This is a genomic window from Pseudomonas protegens CHA0, from assembly GCF_000397205.1.
Classification (GTDB): Bacteria; Pseudomonadota; Gammaproteobacteria; order Pseudomonadales; family Pseudomonadaceae; genus Aquipseudomonas; species Aquipseudomonas protegens.
The window spans coordinates 5,437,313-5,455,416 of the sequence record NC_021237.1 but is presented as its reverse complement, the minus strand read 5'-3'; the positions used below and the strand labels follow the sequence as shown (position 1 = coordinate 5,455,416).

Genomic DNA, 18,104 nt, shown 5'->3' with positions numbered 1-18,104 from the left:
TGCGCAGTGTCTGTAGGAGCCGGCTTGCCGGCGACCAGGGCGGCACTGACGATAGGGGAGTCAGATACCGTCCCGTCGCAGGCAAGCCGGCGCCTACAGGAACGCGGGTTTTAGTGCTGCAGGATCTTCTCGAGGAAGTGCTGCGCACGTTCGGAGCGGGCGCTGATATCGCCGAAGAACTCTTCTTTCTGGCAGTCCTCGATGATCTGGCCCTTGTCCATGAAGATCACCCGGTTCGCCACTTTGCGGGCAAAGCCCATTTCGTGGGTTACGCACATCATGGTCATGCCTTCATGGGCCAGTTGCACCATGACGTCCAGCACTTCGTTGACCATTTCCGGGTCCAGGGCCGAGGTCGGTTCGTCGAACAGCATGACGATCGGGTCCATGGCCAGGGCGCGGGCGATGGCCACACGTTGTTGCTGGCCACCGGAGAGTTGCCCCGGGTGCTTGTGGGCGTGGGCGGCGAGGCCGACGCGGTCCAGCAGTTGCAGGCCTTTCTTGGTGGCCTCTTCCTTGCTGCGGCCCAGCACCTTGATCTGCGCGATGGTCAGGTTCTCGGTGATGGTCAGGTGCGGGAACAGCTCGAAATGCTGGAACACCATGCCCACGCGGGAACGCAGTTTCGGCAGGTTGGTCTTGGGGTCGGCGATGGAAGTGCCGTCCACCACGATGTCGCCTTTCTGGAAGGGTTCCAAGGCGTTGACGCACTTGATCAGGGTCGACTTGCCGGAGCCGGACGGCCCGCAGACCACCACCACTTCACCTTTCTTGACCTCGGTGCTGCAATCGGTCAGCACCTGGAAGTCCCCATACCACTTGTTGATGTTCTTGATAGAGATCATACGGCGAACCTTTTTTGCAGACGCTTGACCAGCAGCGAGGCGGCAAAGCTGATTGTGAAATAGACCAGACCAGCGATGATCAGGAATTCATTGGAGCGGCCGATGATGTCGCCGCTGGACCGCGAGGCGTTGAGGAAATCCACCAGGCCCACGGTGTACACCAGGGAGGTGTCCTGGAACAGGATGATGCTCTGCTGCAGCAGCAGCGGGGTCATCTTGCGAAACGCCTGGGGCAGGATGATCAGGCGCATGGTCTGGCCATAGCTCATGCCCAGTGCCTGGGCGGCGCCCATCTGGCCCTTGGGGATCGACTGCACGCCGGCACGGACGATTTCGCAGAAGTACGCCGCTTCGAACATCATGAAGGCCACGATGCACGAGGTGAATGCGCCGATCGGGGTGTCTTCGCCGGTGATCCAGCGCAGCACGAAAGGCACCGCCAGGTAGAACCAGGTGATCACCAGCAGCAGCGGGATCGAGCGGAAGTAGTTGACGTAGGCGCCCGCCAGGTTCGACAGCAGCTTGTTGTGAGACAAGCGCATCAAGGCCAGCAAGGTGCCGAGGATGATCCCGCCGACCACACCCATGACCATCAGCTTGAGGGTCATCAGCATGCCGTTCCACAGGCCGGGAATGGCCGGGATGATGCCCGAGAAGTCGAATTCCATTATTTACCTCCCACGGAGATCAGGCCGGGGACCGAAACTTTCTTCTCCACCAGGCGCATCAGCAGCATCAGGCTCATGTTCAGGGTGAAGTAGATCAGGGTAGCCAGGGTGAAGGCTTCGAACAGGTTGGCCGAGAACTCGGCGGTCTGCTTGGTCTGGGCCAGCAATTCCATCAAGCCGATCAGCGACGCCACGGAGGAGTTCTTGAATACGTTGAGGAACTCCGAGGTGAGTGGCGGAATGATGATTCGGTAGGCCTGGGGCAGCAGCACGTTCCAGTAGATCTGCGGCAGCGAGAAGCCCATGGCGCGTGCGGCGGATTCCTGGCCGCGGGGCAGGGCCTGGATACCGGTACGTACCTGTTCGCAAACCCGTGCGGCGGTGAACAGGCCCAGGCACACGACAACGCTCAGGTAGGCCGAGGTGGTCGGGTTGAGGTCCTGCTTGTACCACTCCTGGAGGTTCTCCGGCAGCAGGTCCGGCACCAGGAAGTACCAGATGAACAGCTGCACCAGCAGCGGCACGTTGCGGAAGATCTCCACGTACACGGTGGCGATGCCCGACACTAGGCGGTTCGGCACGGTGCGCATGACGCCCAGGATCGAGCCCAGCAGCAGCGCGATGATCCAGGCCACCACGGCGATGGCGATGGTCCAGCCCAGGCCGGAGATGAACCAGTCGAGATAGGTCTCGCTGCCCACGCCGGTGGACTTGAAGAACACGCCCCAGTCCCAGTTGTAATTCATTAGGGTTACCCCTCAGATCGTTCGATGTACAAGCACCCGCCTGGGGACGTCCGTTCCCGCCTGATCATGACGATCAGGCACACACGATCGGCTCGACAACCACCGGTTCGAGTGTTTCCAAAAAATGCCAGCAGGTAGTGACAGACTCCTGAAAGGGCAGGGCCCCTTCAGGAGATAAGGTTAGTCAGGAATCAGGACTTTTTGTCGTCAGCCGCTTTGTCGGTCGGGTTGGCGATCAGGGCCTTGAGCTCGTCGCTCATCGGGAACATCAGGTTCAGGCCTTTTGGCGGGATCGGCGACTGGAACCACTTATCGTAGATCTTGTTGATTTCGCCCGATTTGTAGGTGGCGACGATGGCGTCATCCACGGCTTTCTTGAACGGGGCATCGCCCTTGCGCACCATGCAGCCGTAGATTTCGTAGGACTGAGGGGTACCGGTCACGGCCCAGTCGGTCGGTTTCTTGGCCTTGGCCATTTCACCGGCCAGCAGCGCGTCGTCCATCATGAAGGCTACGGCGCGGCCCGATTCCAGCATCTGGAACGACTCACCGTGGTCCTTGGCGGAGATCACGTTCATGCCCATCTGCTTGTCGGCGTTCATGGCCTTGAGGATGCGCTCGGAAGTGGTACCGGCGGTGGTTACCACGTTCTTGCCTTTCAGGTCCGCGAAGTCCTTGTAGGAAGAGTCCTTCTTGGACAGCAGACGGGTGCCGATCTCGAAGATGCCAACGGAGAAGTCGACTTGTTGCTGACGCTCGACGTTGTTGGTGGTGGAGCCGCACTCGACGTCCACGGTGCCGTTCTGCACCAGCGGGATACGGGTCTGGGAGGTGACCAGGTTGTACTTGACCTTCAGGTCAGGCATGTCGAGGTCTTTCTTGATCGCTTCGACGATTTTCAGCTGGATGTCGTGGGAGTAACCCACTGGCACGCCGGAAGCGTCAGCGATGTAGGAAAACGGAATGGAAGCGTCGCGATGTCCGAGGGTGATGGTGCCGGACTCTTTGATTTTCTTCAGTGTGCCGGTGAGCTCGGCAGCGAAAACTGGAGTGCTAATCAGAGCGGCAGCGATAGCTGCGCCCAACAGATGGGGAACGATGCGCATCAATATTTCCTCGACATTTGTTTTTTTTATGAAGCCAGTTCGACGGCTCTTTTATACAGCGAATGCCTTGACGGCTCCTGTTGTGTTGGCACGACAGGCATTCGTCGCACAGTGTAGAGCATGAGTCGTGCCAGACCCATTGATCATCGTCAAACCCTTGATTTTCAAGCCTATAGAATATTTATGACCTGGGGATTTCAGCGGCTGTATCCGGTTATCCGAACCCCTGTGGCTTTGTCATTCGGAAAACCGAACGCGCCCCTGCCATTGTAGGAGCCGGCTTGCCGGCGAAACGTTCAATCCTGCTGGCCCACAAAAAAGCCCCTGGACCTTCCGGTGCAGGGGCTTTGCTTGCCTATGTGGCTCAGGCAGCCTTGATCTTGCCGCGATTGTGCTCGACTTTCTGCAGATAATCCTGCAGTTGCTGCTGCTGCGCCTCGGTGGTGAACAGCCCGAGCTTGCTCCGGCGCCAGAGAATGTCCTGGGCTTTCACTGCCCATTCCTCGCTGCACAGGTAATCCACTTCACGGGTATAGAGGCCGCCGCCCAGGTGTTCGCCCAGGTCGCTGAGGCTGTGCACGCCTTCCAGCAGGCGCCAGGTACGGCTGCCGTAGCTGGTGGCCCAGCGCTGGGCGATCTGGCTGGGTACCCAGTCGAACTTCTTGCGGATGGCTTCTGCCAGTGCCTGTGGCGTGCTCATGTTCTCGCCACCGGGCAGGGTGGCCTGGGCTGTCCAGCTCGGCTTGGCCTGCTTGAAGTACGGCGCCAGCTGCGCCATCGCCGATTCCGCCAGTTTGCGGTAGGTGGTCAGCTTGCCGCCGAACACCGACAGCAGGGGGGCCTCCTCGCCATGGCCGGAAAGGGCCAGGGTGTAGTCGCGGGTCACGGCCGAAGGGTTGTCGGATTCGTCATTGCACAGCGGGCGAACGCCGGAATAGCTGTGCAGGATATCGCTGCGGCTCAGCTGTTTCTTGAAGTGCGCATTGACCACTTGCAGCAGGTAATCGGTTTCACCTTCAGTGATCGCCACCTTGGCCGGGTCGCCGGTGTATTCGCGGTCGGTGGTACCGATCAGGGTGAACTGGTTGAGGTAGGGAATGGTGAAGACGATGCGCTGGTCCTCGTTCTGCAGGATGTGCGCGTGCTCGCCCTCGTACAGCTTGGGCACGATCAGGTGGCTGCCCTGGATCAGGCGGATACCGTACGGCGACTCCAGCTTGAGGTCGTCCTTGATGAACTTGGCGACCCAGGGGCCCGCGGCGTTCACCAGGGCCTTGGCGCTGATGGAGAACAGGCTGCCATCGGCGCGCTCCAGCTCCAGTTGCCACAGGCCCTTGCTGCGGCGGGCGCTGATGCAGCGGGTCTGGGTATGAACGTGGGCGCCGTGTTCGCGGGCGGCCATGGCATTGAGCACCACCAGGCGCGCATCGTCGACCCAGCAATCGGAGTATTCGAAGCCCTTGGTGATTTCGGCTTTCAGGGCGCTGTCGGCACCGAACTTCAGGCTGCGCGAGCCGGCGAGTTTTTCCCGCTTGCCCAGGTGGTCATACAGGAACAGGCCGGCGCGAATCATCCAGGCCGGGCGCAGGTGTGGCCGGTGCGGAAGGACGAAACGCATGGGCTTGACGATATGCGGGGCCTTGGCCAGCAGCACTTCGCGTTCGGCCAGGGCTTCGCGCACCAGGCGGAACTCGTAATGTTCGAGGTAGCGCAGGCCGCCGTGGATCAGCTTGCTGCTGGCCGAGGAGGTATGGCTGGCCAGGTCGTCCTTTTCGCAAAGGAACACGGACAGGCCGCGACCTGCCGCATCGGCGGCAATTCCAACACCATTGATCCCACCGCCAATGACGGCGATATCGTAAACCTCGGAAAGAGGGCGCGCGGGCAAGGTAGAAGTGGGCATCGACAGGCCTCGTGTTACTTTGATATTTGAATTCGAACATTAATGTTCATTTTCGAAAATACTAGCGCATAAAGATGCACGCATCCAGCGTGCTTCGATTGAAAAAACTGATCGAAGCAGCGCTAAAGGAAAGTTTTCGAACATTGTCGACGGGTAACTGTAGCCGCTGCTGTTGCCTTGGGCTGGATGGCGGGATCGGCCGCGGCGATTTCGAAAGCGATGAAGCGTCGAGGCTCGTCGTTCGAGCGCGGCCGGATCCGCAGGAGGGAGAGCAGTCAGACCACTTCGAGGCGGATCTTGTGCTGGTTGAGCAGTTGGGTCAGGGCCGGTACCGGTTGCTGGTCGGTGACCAGGCAATCGATCAGGCTGATGGGCCCCAGGCGGATCATGGCGTTGCGCCCGAACTTGCTGGAGTCGGCAGCCAGGATCACCTGCCGGGCATTGGCGATGATCGCCTGGGATACCCGCACTTCCTGGTAGTCGAAGTCCAGCAGGCTGCCGTCCTCGTCGATGCCACTGATGCCCACCAGGGCGAAGTCGACCTTGAACTGGTTGATGAAGTCGACACTGGCCTGGCCCACCACGCCGCCGTCACGGCGCACATTGCCGCCGGTGAGCAGCACGTCGAAATCATCCTTGGCACTGAGCATCGAGGCCACGTGCAGGTTGTTGGTGATGATCTTCAGGTGGCTGTGATTGAGCAGGGCCCGGGCGATGGATTCGGTGGTGGTGCCGATATTGATGAACAGCGAGGCGTGATCGGGGATCTGCGCGGCAACGGCTTCGCCGATACGCTGCTTTTCGTCGCGCATCTGGTCGGCGCGCATGGCGTAGGCGGTGTTTTCTACGCTGGAGTCATAGGCTGCGCCACCATGGTAGCGGCGCAGCAGATTGGCTTCCGCCAGCTGGTTGATATCGCGGCGGATGGTTTGCGGGGTTACGACGAACAGCTGGGCCAATTCCTCGATGCTGACGTAGCCGCGTTCGCGAACCAGATCGAGGATTTGCTGCTGACGGGGAGGCAGATTCATGGGGCTTCCTTTGGGCTGCCGTGCAAAATTTGCCCATGATGCCGCAGGAATCCCCTCCCTACCAGTTACAAGCGGTTACCAATCCACGGCTTGGCTTATTTGGCCTCGTCGTGGGGTTCCCAGTCGCGGGTGCGGCTGACGGCCTTCTTCCAGCCTGCGTACAGGCCTTCTTTTTCCGCTTCCGCCAGTTGTGGTTCGAACTCGCGCTCGATCACCGCCTTGCCCCGCAGTTCTTCCAGGCTGCCCCAGAAACCGCAGGCCAGGCCCGCCAGGTAGGCAGCGCCCAGGGCGGTGGTTTCACGCATTTGCGGGCGTTCCACCTGGGTGCCGAGGATGTCGGCCTGGAACTGCATGAGGAAGTTGTTGGCCACGGCGCCGCCGTCCACCCGCAGGGCTTTGAGGCGTTCGCCGGAGTCCTGCTGCATGGCGTCGAGCACGTCGCGGGTCTGGTAGGCGATGGACTCCAGGGCGGCACGGATGATGTGGTCCACGCGCACGCCGCGGGTCAGGCCGAACAGCGCGCCACGGGCATAGGGGTCCCAGTAGGGAGCACCCAGGCCGGTGAAGGCCGGCACCAGATACACGCCGTTGCTGTCCTTGACCTTGCCGGCGAAGTATTCGGTGTCGTGGGCGTCGTTGATGATCTTCAGTTCATCACGCAGCCACTGCACGGTGGAACCGCCGTTGAATACTGCACCTTCCAGGGCGTAGGCCACTTCGCCACGGGGGCCGCAGGCGATAGTGGTGAGCATGCCGTGCTGGGATTTAACCGCCTTGTCGCCGGTGTTCATCAGCAGGAAGCAGCCGGTGCCATAGGTGTTCTTGGCCTGGCCCGGCTCGACGCACATTTGGCCGAACAGCGCGGCCTGCTGGTCGCCGGCGATACCGCCGATGGCGATGCCGCTCTTGGTGCGGCCGTAGATTTCCGACGAGGACTTCACCTGCGGAAGCATTTCCCGCGGGATGTCCAGCACCTCCAGCATCTTCGCGTCCCACTCCAGGGTGTGGATGTTGAAGAGCATGGTGCGCGAGGCGTTGGTGTAGTCGGTGACGTGGGTCTTGCCGCCGGTGAATTTCCAGATCAGCCAGCTGTCGATGGTGCCGAACAGCAGCTCGCCGTTGCGCGCACGCTCGCGGCTGCCTTCGACGTTGTCGAGGATCCACTTGAGCTTGGTGCCGGAGAAGTAGGGGTCGGTCACCAGGCCTGTGGTTTCGCGGATGTAGTCTTCCAGGCCGTCGCGCTTGAGCTGCTGGCAGATCTCGGTGCTGCGGCGGCACTGCCAGACGATGGCGTTGTAGATCGGCCGGCCGGTGTTCTTGTCCCAGACCACAGTGGTTTCACGCTGGTTGGTGATACCGATGGCGGCCACCTGGTCGTGATGCAGGCCGGCTTGTGCCAGGGCCTCGACCATCACCGCGCTCTGGGTGGCGAAGATTTCCATCGGGTCATGTTCGACCCAGCCGGCCTGAGGGTAATGCTGGGCGAATTCACGCTGGGCGGTGCAGACCACGTTGGCGTCGCGATCGAAAATGATCGCCCGGGAACTGGTCGTACCCTGATCGAGGGCAATGATGTAGTTCTTATTCTGAATGTCGGTCATGTCGATTGCCTTGGACGAAATAAGGGAGTGAGAACAGGCGCGCGATCGATTTGGGCAGGATCACGCGCCACTGGATTCAGGAAGCTTTGACTTTGCCTTCGGTGACCTGTTCGGCCTCCGGGGCGACAGCAGCGCTGGGCAAATGGCGGGCAATCAAGCCGCGATAGGCTGCAGCACCCAGGCAGGCGCCGAGGATCGGAGCGAAGATTGGCACCAGGAAATACGGAATATCACGGCCGCCGGTGAAGGAAATTTCACCCCAGCCGGTCACGAACGTCATCAGTTTAGGCCCGAAGTCCCGCGCCGGGTTCATCGCAAACCCGGTCAGCGGGCCCATGGCACTGCCGATCACGGCAATCAGCAGGCCGATCAGCAGCGGAGCCATCGGGCCGCGCGGTAGGCCATTGTTGTCATCGGTCAGGGACATGATCACTCCCATCAGGATGGCGGTGATCACCAGCTCCACTAGGAACGCCTGGGCAGTGGACAGCGCCGGGTTGGGGAAGGTGGAGAACACCGAGGCCAGTTCCAGGCTGGCCTGGGAGCCACGGACCATCTGGTGGGTTTGTTCGAAATCGAAGAACAGGTTGCTGTACAGCGTGTAAACCAACAGCGCCGCGCAGAAGGCGCCAGCGATCTGGGCGAGGATGTAGAACGGCAGTTTGCGCTTCTCAAAATCGGCGAACAGGCACAGGGCGATGCTCACGGCCGGGTTCAGGTGCGCGCCGGAAACTCCGGCGGTCAGGTAGATCGCCATGCTCACGCCGATCCCCCAGATGATGCTGATTTCCCATAGGCCGAAGCTGGCCCCCGCGACCTTGAGCGCGGCGACACAACCGGTGCCGAAGAAGATCAACAGCGCAGTACCCAGAAACTCGGCGATGCATTGGCCCGATAGCGACGGTTGTTGCAGAGCAGTTGTCATGTGAACCTCGATTTTTGTTGTTGTCTGGCGCTGCTGCAAAAGGCATGGAGCGCGACTTCAAACGAAGGCGGAATCCCCATTCCGACCTCGCCTTGCTACTGGGTACAACCTTGGATCTACCGCATGATATTCAGAAACGAAAAAATATAGACAAGAAACACCGCTGTCAAAGGTCGAAAGTGAACGGATGGTCATTTTATAGATATCAATCAAATGAATGATTCCGGGGCATAGTCGCGGGAACGACAGGCATGGTTGCTTTCGTAGGCACACGGGCCGGTTATCAAGGCTTGGAATAGAGCCTTTTGCTGGTGAATGACCTAAAATTCGCGCGCTTGGTTTTGCCTTTTCATTCCTCGCCTGGAGCTGCCATGACCCCTGCACTGGACCTGCTGAAAAAAGTTCGCGCCGAACATCGCATCCACAGTTACGAACATGACCCCAAGGCCGCCTCCTATGGCCTGGAGGCCGCGGAGAAACTTGATCTTGATCCTGCGCAGGTGTTCAAGACCTTGCTTGCCAGCAGTGAAAAGGGTGAGTTGCTGGTGGCGGTGGTGCCGGTCGTCGGAAGTCTTGACCTGAAGGCCCTGGCCCACGCAGCGGGCGTGAAGAAGGCTGAAATGGCCGACCCGGCTGCCGCCCAGCGCGCCACGGGGTACCTGCTGGGAGGCATCAGCCCGCTGGGGCAGAAGAAGCGCCTGCGGACCTTTATCGATAACAGTGCGCAGCCGTTCGCCAGCATCTTTGTCAGTGCCGGGCGCCGTGGCCTGGAAGTCGAGCTGGCGCCGACGGTGCTGGCCGAGCATACCCAGGCCAGGTTCGCCGATATCGGTCGTCCTTGAGTCGCAACGGCTGCGGCCAGGGCCGCTGCTGTATGCAGGAAAATCCCGACTTCTGTGTCTGTCCCCCGTTGGGGGCCAGGGCCCATGCTGGGGGCCAGTTATTCACGGAGAAGGGATATGCAGCTTGAGTTTCATCAGGTCGATGCGTTCAGCGAGCGCCCGTTCGCGGGTAATCCGGCCATGGTTTACCGGCTTGAGTCCTGGCTCGATGACAGGCTGATGCAGCAGATTGCTGCCGAGCACAATCTGGCAGAGACCGCTTTTGTGGTGCGTGAGGCCCAGGGCTGGCGGATTCGCTGGTTCACCCCGGTGACGGAAGTGCCGTTGTGTGGGCATGCAACCTTGGCCACTGCCTATGTGTTGTTCGAGGTTTATGGCCAGACCGCGCAGCGTATCGACTTTCTCAGCCAGTCCGGGCCCCTGAGTGTCACCCGTGAAGAGGGCCTGTTGTGGCTGGATTTCCCGCTGCGCAGCCCGAGCAGCCAGGCAGGGCGGGAGGCGGTGGCGCAAGCGCTGGGGGTTGAGGTCGTCGAATTGCTGGGGGCCAACGAGCTATTGGCCGTGCTGGAGTCGGAGCAGGCGGTGCGTGAGTGCCGGCCGGATATGACGGCGCTGGCGAAATTGCCCTGGCCCGGGGTGATCGTGACTGCGCGCGGGGAGCAGCACGACTTTGTCTCGCGCTATTTTGCCCCCGCCATTGGTATCGATGAGGACCCGGTGACCGGATCCACCCATTGCTGCCTGGCGCCTTACTGGGCGCAGCGTTTGGATAAGCCGCAGTTGAGCGCTTACCAGTGCTCTGCCCGAGGTGGCGCGTTGTTTTGTCGTCTGGAAGGTGAGCGGGTGAAGATCGGTGGGCATGCCCGGCTGATTGCCAGTGGGCAGTTGCATCTGCCATGACTGTGCTGGGTGTTTCGCCGGCAAGCCGGCTCCTACAGTGGGCTGTCGTAGGAGCTGGCTTGCCAGCGAAGACGGCTCAATGCGCGCTGCTGTAGCGGCGCACCCCTGAGTCGCTTTGCGGGATCTGCGCTGCGGTACTGCCCGAGGCCTGGAACAGCACCAGGTGTTCCGCCGCGACCCGGATACCCACGTCGGCGCCGACCTGATGATCGGCGTGGCTCGGAAAGATCGATTCCAGCTGGCTGCCGGTGGGCAGTTGCAGGCGATACAGGGTCGAGGCGCCGAGGAACGTCTTGCCCACGACGCGGGCTTTCAAGGCGCTGTCGGGGGCGTGGACGATGTCGTCCGGACGCAACAGCACATCCACCGCACCGCCGGTTGGCCAGGTGTAGGCACGGTTGCCCTGCAGCAAGCCGAGTTCGGTCTGTACCGATTCCGGGCTGCTCAACTGGCCGCGAATGAAGTAGCCCTGACCGATGAAGCTGGCGACGAAGGGCGTCTGGGGTTCGTGGTAGAGGTTGTACGGTGTGTCCCACTGTTCCAGGCGGCCTTCCTTGAATACCCCTACCTGATCGCTCACGGCAAAGGCTTCCTCCTGGTCGTGAGTGACCAGGATCGCACTGGTGCCACGGGCCTTGAGGATGTCACGCACCTCGTGGCTGAGCTTGCGTCGCAGTTCGCCGTCGAGGTTGGAGAAGGGCTCGTCCAGCAACAGCAGTTGTGGTTCGGGAGCCAGGGCACGAGCCAGGGCCACCCGTTGTTGCTGGCCACCGGACAGTTCGTGGGGGAAGCGCTGGCCGAGGCTCTTCAGGTTCACCAGCTCCAGCAGTTCGGCCACCACCCGCTCTTTCTGCGGGTGTTTGCGAATGCCGAAGGCAATGTTGTCGGCCACGCTCAGGTGCGGGAACAGGGCGTAGTCCTGGAACACCATGCCGATCCGGCGTTTCTCCGGCGCCAGGGTGAAACCGGCGCTGGAGATGGTCTCGCCCGCCAGCTGGATTTCCCCCTCATGCACCGGCTCGAACCCGGCGATGGCGCGCAGGGTGGTGGTCTTGCCGCAGCCGGATGAGCCCAGCAGGCAGCCGATATCCCCTGCATTGAGGTGCAGGTTGAGGTTCTGCACCACGCGTTGGTCCTGGTAGCCGCAAGCGAGGTTGCGCAGGTTCAGTAGCAAGGGCTGGCTCATGCGTGGTGGTACGCCGGCTCGACGAGGAATTCGAGCAGGGCCTTTTGTGCGTGGAGGCGGTTTTCCGCCTGGTCCCAGGCCACCGAACGCGGGTCGTCCAGCAGGTCGAGGCTGATTTCTTCACCGCGGTGGGCGGGCAGGCAATGCATGAACAGAACGTCCTCGGCGGCCAGGTCCAGCAGTGCACGGTTGACCTGGAAGGGAGCGAACAGTTGCAGGCGCTTGGCGGTCTCCTCTTCCTGGCCCATGGAGGTCCAGACATCGGTGCTCACCAGGTGGGCGCCACGCACGGCTTCGCGAGGGTCGCGGACGATGGTCACGCGCTCGCCGGCCTGAGCGACGAAGTCTGCGTTCGGCTCGTAGCCTTCAGGGCAGGCGATGCGCAGTTGGAAGTCGAACTGGATGGCCGCTTCTATATAGCTGTTGCACATGTTGTTGCCGTCGCCGATCCAGGCCACGGTCTTGCCCTGAATCGAGCCGCGATGCTCGAGGAACGTCTGCATGTCAGCCAGCAGTTGGCAGGGGTGCAGGTCATCGGACAGGCCGTTGATCACCGGTACGCGGGAGTTGGCCGCAAACTCGGTCAGGGTGCTGTGGGCAAAGGTGCGGATCATCACGGCATCGAGCATGCGCGACATGACGATGGCGCAGTCGCCGATGGGCTCGCCGCGCCCCAGTTGAGTGTCCCGTGGCGAAAGGAAGATGGCCTGGCCGCCCAGCTGGATCATGCCGGCTTCGAAGGACAGTCGGGTTCGGGTCGACGACTTCTCGAAAATCATGCCAAGCACACGATTTTTCAAGGGCTCGAAGAGTACGCCGCGGTTACGCAGGTCCTTCAGCTCGATGCCTCGACGAATCACACTGACCAGCTCTTCGGGCGTGCAATCCATCAGGGAGAGAAAGTGCCTTGCGCTCATCATTAACTACCTTTTTGCAACGGACCGCAGATTCTCAAAGCCTTGTTTAGTCGAACAACGGGCTGGACCTGCGGCGAAAGCCGCACGGGGCGACGAAATAGGGGAAGGCGCGATCTTATAATTAAATGTCGCGTCTTACCAATAGTAGTGCTACGGCGATTATGGGCATGAGAGGCCAGGACGCGAATGCGCTGGCACTTTTGAGACCAGTTTCCAGACAGCAGCCGGGCATTTGTACACTGCCCCGGCGCGCCTTGGCAATCGAGCGCGGCGCGGGTGATGCCCATGCAGTCGTTTTCTGACCTGGAGGGCGGGGGCTGCGTCCCGGATAATCCGCGGGCTGGCAGCCTGAAACATTTCCTAATGCAAAGTGCTGAGGTTATAAAGGCGAATCAGTGGCAGGGGCGGGTGAACGATGGAATCCAGGGAGCAACAACTGATGACGCTCTTGGGGCTCACGGCCCGGGCACTCACCGACATGACAGCTTCGGTGACGGCGTTTTCCTTCGAGCTGCTGCGCAGTGAAGATCCGGTGACCCGAGCGGCCGCGCGCAAGATGATCGACCGGATGATGAGCCTCAGTGCAGGCCTGGACGAGCATTGGCGATTGCTCGCACAACTCTCGGGTGGCTATGGAGAGCGGGAGGCCGTGGATGCAACCACCCACGTCTCAGCGGATGGGCCGCCACGGTTGCCCTCCAACTGAAGGCGCCGATCATGGCCGGGGCTGATGGCCGTGAATTCATGGGACGAACGTCACTGGTGTCCTGTCAGGGGAGCGCCCATAGTTTTTGCTTCCGGCAAGCGAATACGCTGCGCTCTCAAACAATAGAGACTGGCCATGACCAAGACTCTCCATCACCGTGCCTGCCACCTGTGTGAGGCCATCTGTGGCCTGAGCCTGGAAATCACTGAAGAAGACGGCAGTGCTCCGCGCATCAGCTCGATCAAGGGCGATCTTCAGGACAGTTTCAGCCGCGGTCATATCTGCCCCAAGGCCGTGGCCTTGCAAGATATCCAGAATGACCCGGACCGCCTGCGCCAGCCGGTGCGCCGGGTTGGCAATGAGTGGCAACCGATCGAATGGGACGAGGCCTTTGCCCTGGTGGCCGAGCGGCTGGCGAGCATTCAGCAGCGTCATGGCAACAACGCGGTGGCGACCTACCAGGGCAATCCCAGCGTGCACAACTATGGGCTGATGACCCACAGCAACTACTTTCTCGGCCAGCTCAAGACGCGCAATCGCTTCTCGGCTACCTCGGTCGACCAATTGCCTCAGCACCTGACCAGCTACCTGATGTATGGCCACGGCTTGCTGTTGCCGATTCCGGATATCGATCACACCGATTTCATGTTGATTCTTGGCGGCAATCCCCTGGCGTCCAACGGCAGCATCATGACCGTTCCGGATGTGGAAAAGCGCCTGAAAGCGATCCAGGCCCGTGGCGGCAAGGTAGTGGTGGTCGATCCGCGGCGCAGCGAAACCGCGGCCATGGCCGACCAGCATCTGTTTGTCCGCCCGGGGGGCGATGTCGCGCTGCTGTTTGGCCTGCTCAACAGCATCTTCGAAGAGGGGCCGACCCGCGACAGTCACTTGCAGGTGGATGGGCTGGCCGAGGTGCGCCAGGCCATATCCCGGTTCACGGCGGAGGCGATGAGCCCCCTGTGCGCCATTGCGGCGCCACAGATCCGCCAACTGGCCAGGGATTTCGCCTCGGCCGACAGAGCGGTCTGCTACGGGCGCATGGGCGTCTCGACCCAGGCCTTCGGCACGCTGTGCCATTGGTTGCTGCAATTGCTCAACCTGGTCACCGGCAACCTCGACCGCGTGGGTGGCGCCTTGTGTACCAGCCCCGCGGTGGATCTGGTAGCGGCGACTTCGGGCGGCCACTTCAATGCCTGGCAGAGCCGGGTTTCCGGGCTTCCGGAATACGGCGGCGAGTTGCCGGTGTCGGCCCTGGCAGAAGAGATGCTCACCGAAGGGGAGGGGCAGGTACGGGCGCTGATCACGGTGGCGGGCAACCCGGTGCTGTCCACGCCCAATGGCCGGCAGCTGGAGCAGGCGCTGGATGGCTTGGAGTTCATGCTCAGCATCGACCTGTACATCAACGAAACCACCCGCTATGCCGACTTGATCCTGCCGTCCACCTCGGCCCTGGAAAATGATCACTACGACACCACGTTCAATCTGTTCGCGGTGCGCAATGTCAGCCGTTTCAACCGGGCGATCCTGCCCAAGCCCGAAGGTGCACTGCACGACTGGGAGATCTTCGTCGGCCTGGCCAAGGCCTTTGCCGAGCGCACCGAAAGCTCGCTCAAGCCGACCATCGCTCCGGCGCAAATGATTGATATGGGGCTGCGTGCCGGGCCTTATGGCGACGCCTCGCCGTTCAAGCTGTCATTGGCGACGCTGGCCGAGCATCCCCATGGCATCGATCTGGGGCCGCTGCAGCCGAATCTGGCCGGGCGCCTGAAAACCGAAAACCTGCGGGTCCAGGCTGCGCCGCCGGCGATCATGGCCGACCTGGAGCGCTTTGCTGCCCTGGAGGCGCCGCAGGAGGGGGAATTGTTGTTGATCGGCCGCAGGCATGTGCGCAGTAACAACTCCTGGATGCACAACTATCACCGCCTGGTGAAGGGCAAGCCTCGTCACCAACTGCTGATGCATCCGCAGGATCTGGCTCACCGGGGTTTGCAGGACGGTCAACGGGTACGCATCAGTTCACGGGTCGGCGCGGTGGAAGTCGAAGTGCTGGCCAGCGCCGAGATGATGCCGGGGGTTGTGAGCCTGCCCCATGGCTGGGGGCATGGGCGTCCGGGCGTGCAGATGAACATAGCCACGGAGCAGCCGGGTTGCAGCGCCAATGACCTGACCGACGAGCGCCAGCTCGATGTGCTGTCGGGAAATGCAGCGTTGAACGGGGTGCCGGTCAGGGTGCAGGCGGCCTGAGATGTCTGTCGGAGAGGCCGAGCAGGGTGCTCAGGATTCCGTTACAATGCGCCACCGTGCCGACAACAGAGTCGGAAAGTTCAGCCGAGGTGTTCCATGGATATCATCGAAACTATTAAAGAGCAGATTGCCAACAACACCATTCTGCTTTACATGAAAGGCTCGCCGAATGCCCCGCAGTGCGGCTTCTCTGCCAAAGCCGCTCAGGCCGTAATGGGCTGTGGTGAGAAGTTCGCTTACGTGGACATCCTGCAGAACCCGGAAATTCGCGCCAACCTGCCCAAGTACGCCAATTGGCCAACCTTCCCACAACTGTGGGTGGCCGGTGAGCTGGTCGGCGGCAGCGACATCATGGCTGAAATGTTCGCCAACGGTGAATTGCAGAGCCTGATCAAGGCCGCTGCCGAAAAAGCCGCTGCCAAGACCGAAGCGTAAAAGCGCGCCTGCTCGCGAGGGTTTCCGGGAATCGACATGCTACTCGTGTGATTCTCGGAAACTTGCGGCAAGCACTCTGCTTCGGTTTGTTACGCGAACATATCCGCGTAATAAAAAAAAGCCCCGCTCTCATATGAGAAGCGGGGCTTTTTTATTCTTCGGGTATTACGAGTTGAGTTACTCGTCACCCATTTGCGATTGCAGATAGTTCTCGATACCCACTTTATCGATCAGGCCCAATTGGGTTTCCAGCCAGTCGATATGCTCTTCTTCGGATTCCAGAATATCTTCCAGCAGTTCACGGCTGCCGAAGTCACCAACCGATTCGCAATGGGCGATCGCGGCCTTGAGGTCGGCATGGCCGGTGCGCTCGATACGCAGGTCGCATTCGAGCATTTCCTTGGTGTGCTCACCGATATGCAACTTGCCCAGGTCCTGGACGTTGGGCAGGCCTTCGAGGAAGAGGATGCGCTTGATCAGCTTGTCCGCATGCTTCATCTCGTCGATGGACTCGTGGTACTCGTGCTTGCCCAGCTTGTTCAGGCCCCAATCTTCATACATGCGCGCATGCAGGAAGTACTGATTGATCGCGACCAGTTCATTGGCAAGGATTTTATTGAGATGCTGGATGACTGTAATGTCGCCTTTCATGATGGGGTCCTGCCCTGTATTTAGTGGAACATGGGCAGAGTCTGAGCTGCATGAACATTACTGTCAAACCTAAGTTATTGAATAATATATGAAAATTAATCGGAATAAGAATGTTTGTGTTCCGCGTTTTGTCTCTAAGCGATTGAATTACAGGCATAAAAAAACCGGACGCCAGGTCCGGTTGTTTGTAACGCCGCTAATTATTGATTAAATCAGGCGACATTAAATTCCACAGGGTAGGGGATTGCCGCTTGGCTGCTCTGCAATTCGGTCAGGGTTTCGCGAACCACTTGCTTGGCCAGGCAGGCACATTTGCCGCACTGGCTGGCAACGCCGGTGGCCTGGCGTACTTCGCGGTAGCTGCAGCAACCTTCGTAGATCGCTTCGCGAATTTGTCCGTCGGTGACACCGGTGCAGAGGCAGACATACATAAGATGAGAACCGTCGCTGGTTAGGGCTCAATTGCGATGGATCTTAATGTTAACGAGAATGATTGTCAAAGTGGTTTCGACGCCCTTTGTTGCTGATTCTTGCTTGAGTGACGAACGGCTTTTCTTGGCATTAATGACAGATCATTCGCATTTTTCGCGTTGGAGGCCGGCCAGAGGAAAAACCACTAAGGACAGCTTAAAAACGCCGTGTATGATGGTCGGTCCTTGCGAAGAGGGCGCACGTCACGGGGCTGTCGTATCAGCATGGCAGGCTCGGGGCCAACCCTTCTTCTTCATTACTACGTCCACACCAGGAGATATCCAATGAGCGTACTCGTAGGCAAACAAGCCCCTGACTTCACCGTTCCGGCCGTTCTCGGCAATGGCGAAATCGTCGACAGCTTCACCCTGTCCTCGGCCATCAAAGGCAAATACGGCCTGGTGTTCTTCTACCCACTGGACTTCACCTTCGTGTGCCCGTCCGAGCTGATCGCTCTGGACCACCGCATGGCTGATTTCAAGGCACGCAATGTTGAAGTGATCGCTGTGTCCATCGACTCGCACTTCACTCACAACGCCTGGCGTAACACCCCGATCAATGCCGGCGGCATCGGTCAGGTTCAATACATCATGGCTGCTGACATGAAGCACGAAATCGCCAAGGCCTACGACGTTGAGTCCGAAGGCGGCGTGGCTTTCCGTGGCGCGTTCCTGATCGACGACAAAGGCGTTGTCCGCTCGCAGATCGTCAACGACCTGCCACTGGGCCGCAACATGGAAGAGCTGATCCGTCTGGTCGACGCTCTGCAGTTCCACGAAGAGCACGGCGAAGTCTGCCCTGCCAACTGGAAGAAAGGCGACAAGGGCATGACCGCTTCGCCAGAAGGCGTTGCTGCTTACCTGAGCGAGAACGCCGGCAAGCTGTAAGGCTTGGCGTCACGCATAAAAAAACCGGCCTTAGGGCCGG

The 18,104-nt window shown here is 60.4% G+C and carries 18 protein-coding genes; 6 read left to right on the top strand and 12 right to left on the bottom strand.

The window, feature by feature from the left end:
• Nucleotides 1–110: 110 nt before the first annotated feature.
• From PFLCHA0_RS24230 to PFLCHA0_RS24195, 8 genes are all read right to left on the bottom strand, one after another.
• Nucleotides 111–845: an amino acid ABC transporter ATP-binding protein gene (locus tag PFLCHA0_RS24230; protein ID WP_011063128.1), complete on the bottom strand. Its 735-nt coding sequence runs from the start codon at nt 843–845 to the stop codon at nt 111–113.
• Nucleotides 842–1,513 carry an amino acid ABC transporter permease gene (locus PFLCHA0_RS24225; protein WP_011063127.1) on the bottom strand — a complete coding sequence of 224 codons (672 nt, stop codon included), beginning with the start codon at nt 1,511–1,513 and terminating at the stop codon, nt 842–844. Before PFLCHA0_RS24225 ends, PFLCHA0_RS24230 begins: the two co-directional genes overlap by 4 nt.
• Nucleotides 1,513–2,259 carry an amino acid ABC transporter permease gene (locus PFLCHA0_RS24220; RefSeq protein ID WP_011063126.1) on the bottom strand — a complete coding sequence of 249 codons (747 nt, stop codon included), beginning with the start codon at nt 2,257–2,259 and terminating at the stop codon, nt 1,513–1,515. The genes PFLCHA0_RS24225 and PFLCHA0_RS24220 overlap by 1 nt, the downstream gene beginning before the upstream one ends.
• 191 nt (nt 2,260–2,450) lie before the next feature.
• A complete protein-coding gene (locus PFLCHA0_RS24215; RefSeq protein WP_011063125.1) occupies nt 2,451–3,365 on the bottom strand; it encodes a glutamate/aspartate ABC transporter substrate-binding protein in 915 nt (304 codons plus the stop codon).
• Nucleotides 3,366–3,729: 364 nt separating this feature from the next.
• A complete protein-coding gene (glpD, locus tag PFLCHA0_RS24210) occupies nt 3,730–5,268 on the bottom strand; it encodes a glycerol-3-phosphate dehydrogenase (RefSeq protein WP_015636824.1) in 1,539 nt (512 codons plus the stop codon).
• Nucleotides 5,269–5,543: 275 nt separating this feature from the next.
• Entirely contained in the window at nt 5,544–6,299 is a 756-nt protein-coding gene (locus PFLCHA0_RS24205) for a DeoR/GlpR family transcriptional regulator (protein WP_011063123.1), read from the bottom strand.
• Between the two features lie 95 nt (nt 6,300–6,394).
• Entirely contained in the window at nt 6,395–7,900 is a 1,506-nt protein-coding gene (gene glpK / locus PFLCHA0_RS24200; RefSeq protein ID WP_015636823.1) for a glycerol kinase GlpK, read from the bottom strand.
• 76 nt (nt 7,901–7,976) lie between these two features.
• On the bottom strand, nt 7,977–8,825 hold the full coding sequence (locus PFLCHA0_RS24195) for an MIP/aquaporin family protein (protein WP_015636822.1): 849 nt from the start codon (nt 8,823–8,825) through the stop codon (nt 7,977–7,979).
• Nucleotides 8,826–9,196: 371 nt separating this feature from the next.
• Between PFLCHA0_RS24195 and ybaK the strand changes: the two genes are divergently transcribed.
• Both ybaK and PFLCHA0_RS24185 read left to right on the top strand, forming a co-directional pair.
• The gene (gene ybaK / locus PFLCHA0_RS24190; protein WP_015636821.1) at nt 9,197–9,667 is read left to right on the top strand and encodes a Cys-tRNA(Pro) deacylase; all 471 of its coding nucleotides are present in this window, start codon (nt 9,197–9,199) and stop codon (nt 9,665–9,667) included.
• A 117-nt stretch (nt 9,668–9,784) separates the two neighbouring features.
• Nucleotides 9,785–10,567 (top strand): PhzF family phenazine biosynthesis protein, encoded by a 783-nt coding sequence (locus tag PFLCHA0_RS24185; RefSeq protein WP_041752529.1) that lies wholly within the window; start codon nt 9,785–9,787, stop codon nt 10,565–10,567.
• A 76-nt stretch (nt 10,568–10,643) separates the two neighbouring features.
• Here PFLCHA0_RS24185 and PFLCHA0_RS24180 read toward each other — a convergent pair whose 3' ends face one another.
• Both PFLCHA0_RS24180 and argF read right to left on the bottom strand, forming a co-directional pair.
• Entirely contained in the window at nt 10,644–11,753 is a 1,110-nt protein-coding gene (locus PFLCHA0_RS24180) for an ABC transporter ATP-binding protein (RefSeq protein ID WP_011063118.1), read from the bottom strand.
• On the bottom strand, nt 11,750–12,670 hold the full coding sequence (gene argF, locus PFLCHA0_RS24175; RefSeq protein WP_011063117.1) for an ornithine carbamoyltransferase: 921 nt from the start codon (nt 12,668–12,670) through the stop codon (nt 11,750–11,752). Before argF ends, PFLCHA0_RS24180 begins: the two co-directional genes overlap by 4 nt.
• Before the next feature lie 415 nt (nt 12,671–13,085).
• Here argF and PFLCHA0_RS24170 point away from each other — a divergent pair, with 415 nt between their 5' ends.
• The 3 genes from PFLCHA0_RS24170 to grxD all read left to right on the top strand — a co-directional run bounded on the left by PFLCHA0_RS24170 (nt 13,086) and on the right by grxD (nt 16,055).
• A complete protein-coding gene (locus PFLCHA0_RS24170; RefSeq protein ID WP_015636818.1) occupies nt 13,086–13,376 on the top strand; it encodes a hypothetical protein in 291 nt (96 codons plus the stop codon).
• A gap of 135 nt (nt 13,377–13,511) precedes the next feature.
• Nucleotides 13,512–15,620 carry a molybdopterin oxidoreductase family protein gene (locus PFLCHA0_RS24165; RefSeq protein ID WP_015636817.1) on the top strand — a complete coding sequence of 703 codons (2,109 nt, stop codon included), beginning with the start codon at nt 13,512–13,514 and terminating at the stop codon, nt 15,618–15,620.
• Nucleotides 15,621–15,716: 96 nt separating this feature from the next.
• Nucleotides 15,717–16,055 (top strand): Grx4 family monothiol glutaredoxin, encoded by a 339-nt coding sequence (grxD, locus tag PFLCHA0_RS24160; RefSeq protein ID WP_011063114.1) that lies wholly within the window; start codon nt 15,717–15,719, stop codon nt 16,053–16,055.
• Nucleotides 16,056–16,232: 177 nt separating this feature from the next.
• Here the strand turns inward: grxD and bfr are convergent, their stop codons facing one another.
• Together bfr and PFLCHA0_RS24150 are read right to left on the bottom strand one after the other, a co-directional pair.
• On the bottom strand, nt 16,233–16,706 hold the full coding sequence (gene bfr / locus PFLCHA0_RS24155) for a bacterioferritin (RefSeq protein WP_011063113.1): 474 nt from the start codon (nt 16,704–16,706) through the stop codon (nt 16,233–16,235).
• Nucleotides 16,707–16,918: 212 nt separating this feature from the next.
• Nucleotides 16,919–17,137 (bottom strand): bacterioferritin-associated ferredoxin, encoded by a 219-nt coding sequence (locus PFLCHA0_RS24150; protein ID WP_011063112.1) that lies wholly within the window; start codon nt 17,135–17,137, stop codon nt 16,919–16,921.
• Nucleotides 17,138–17,461: 324 nt separating this feature from the next.
• Here PFLCHA0_RS24150 and PFLCHA0_RS24145 point away from each other — a divergent pair, with 324 nt between their 5' ends.
• Nucleotides 17,462–18,064: a peroxiredoxin gene (locus tag PFLCHA0_RS24145; RefSeq protein WP_011063111.1), complete on the top strand. Its 603-nt coding sequence runs from the start codon at nt 17,462–17,464 to the stop codon at nt 18,062–18,064.
• The last annotated feature ends 40 nt before the right edge of the window (nt 18,065–18,104 follow it).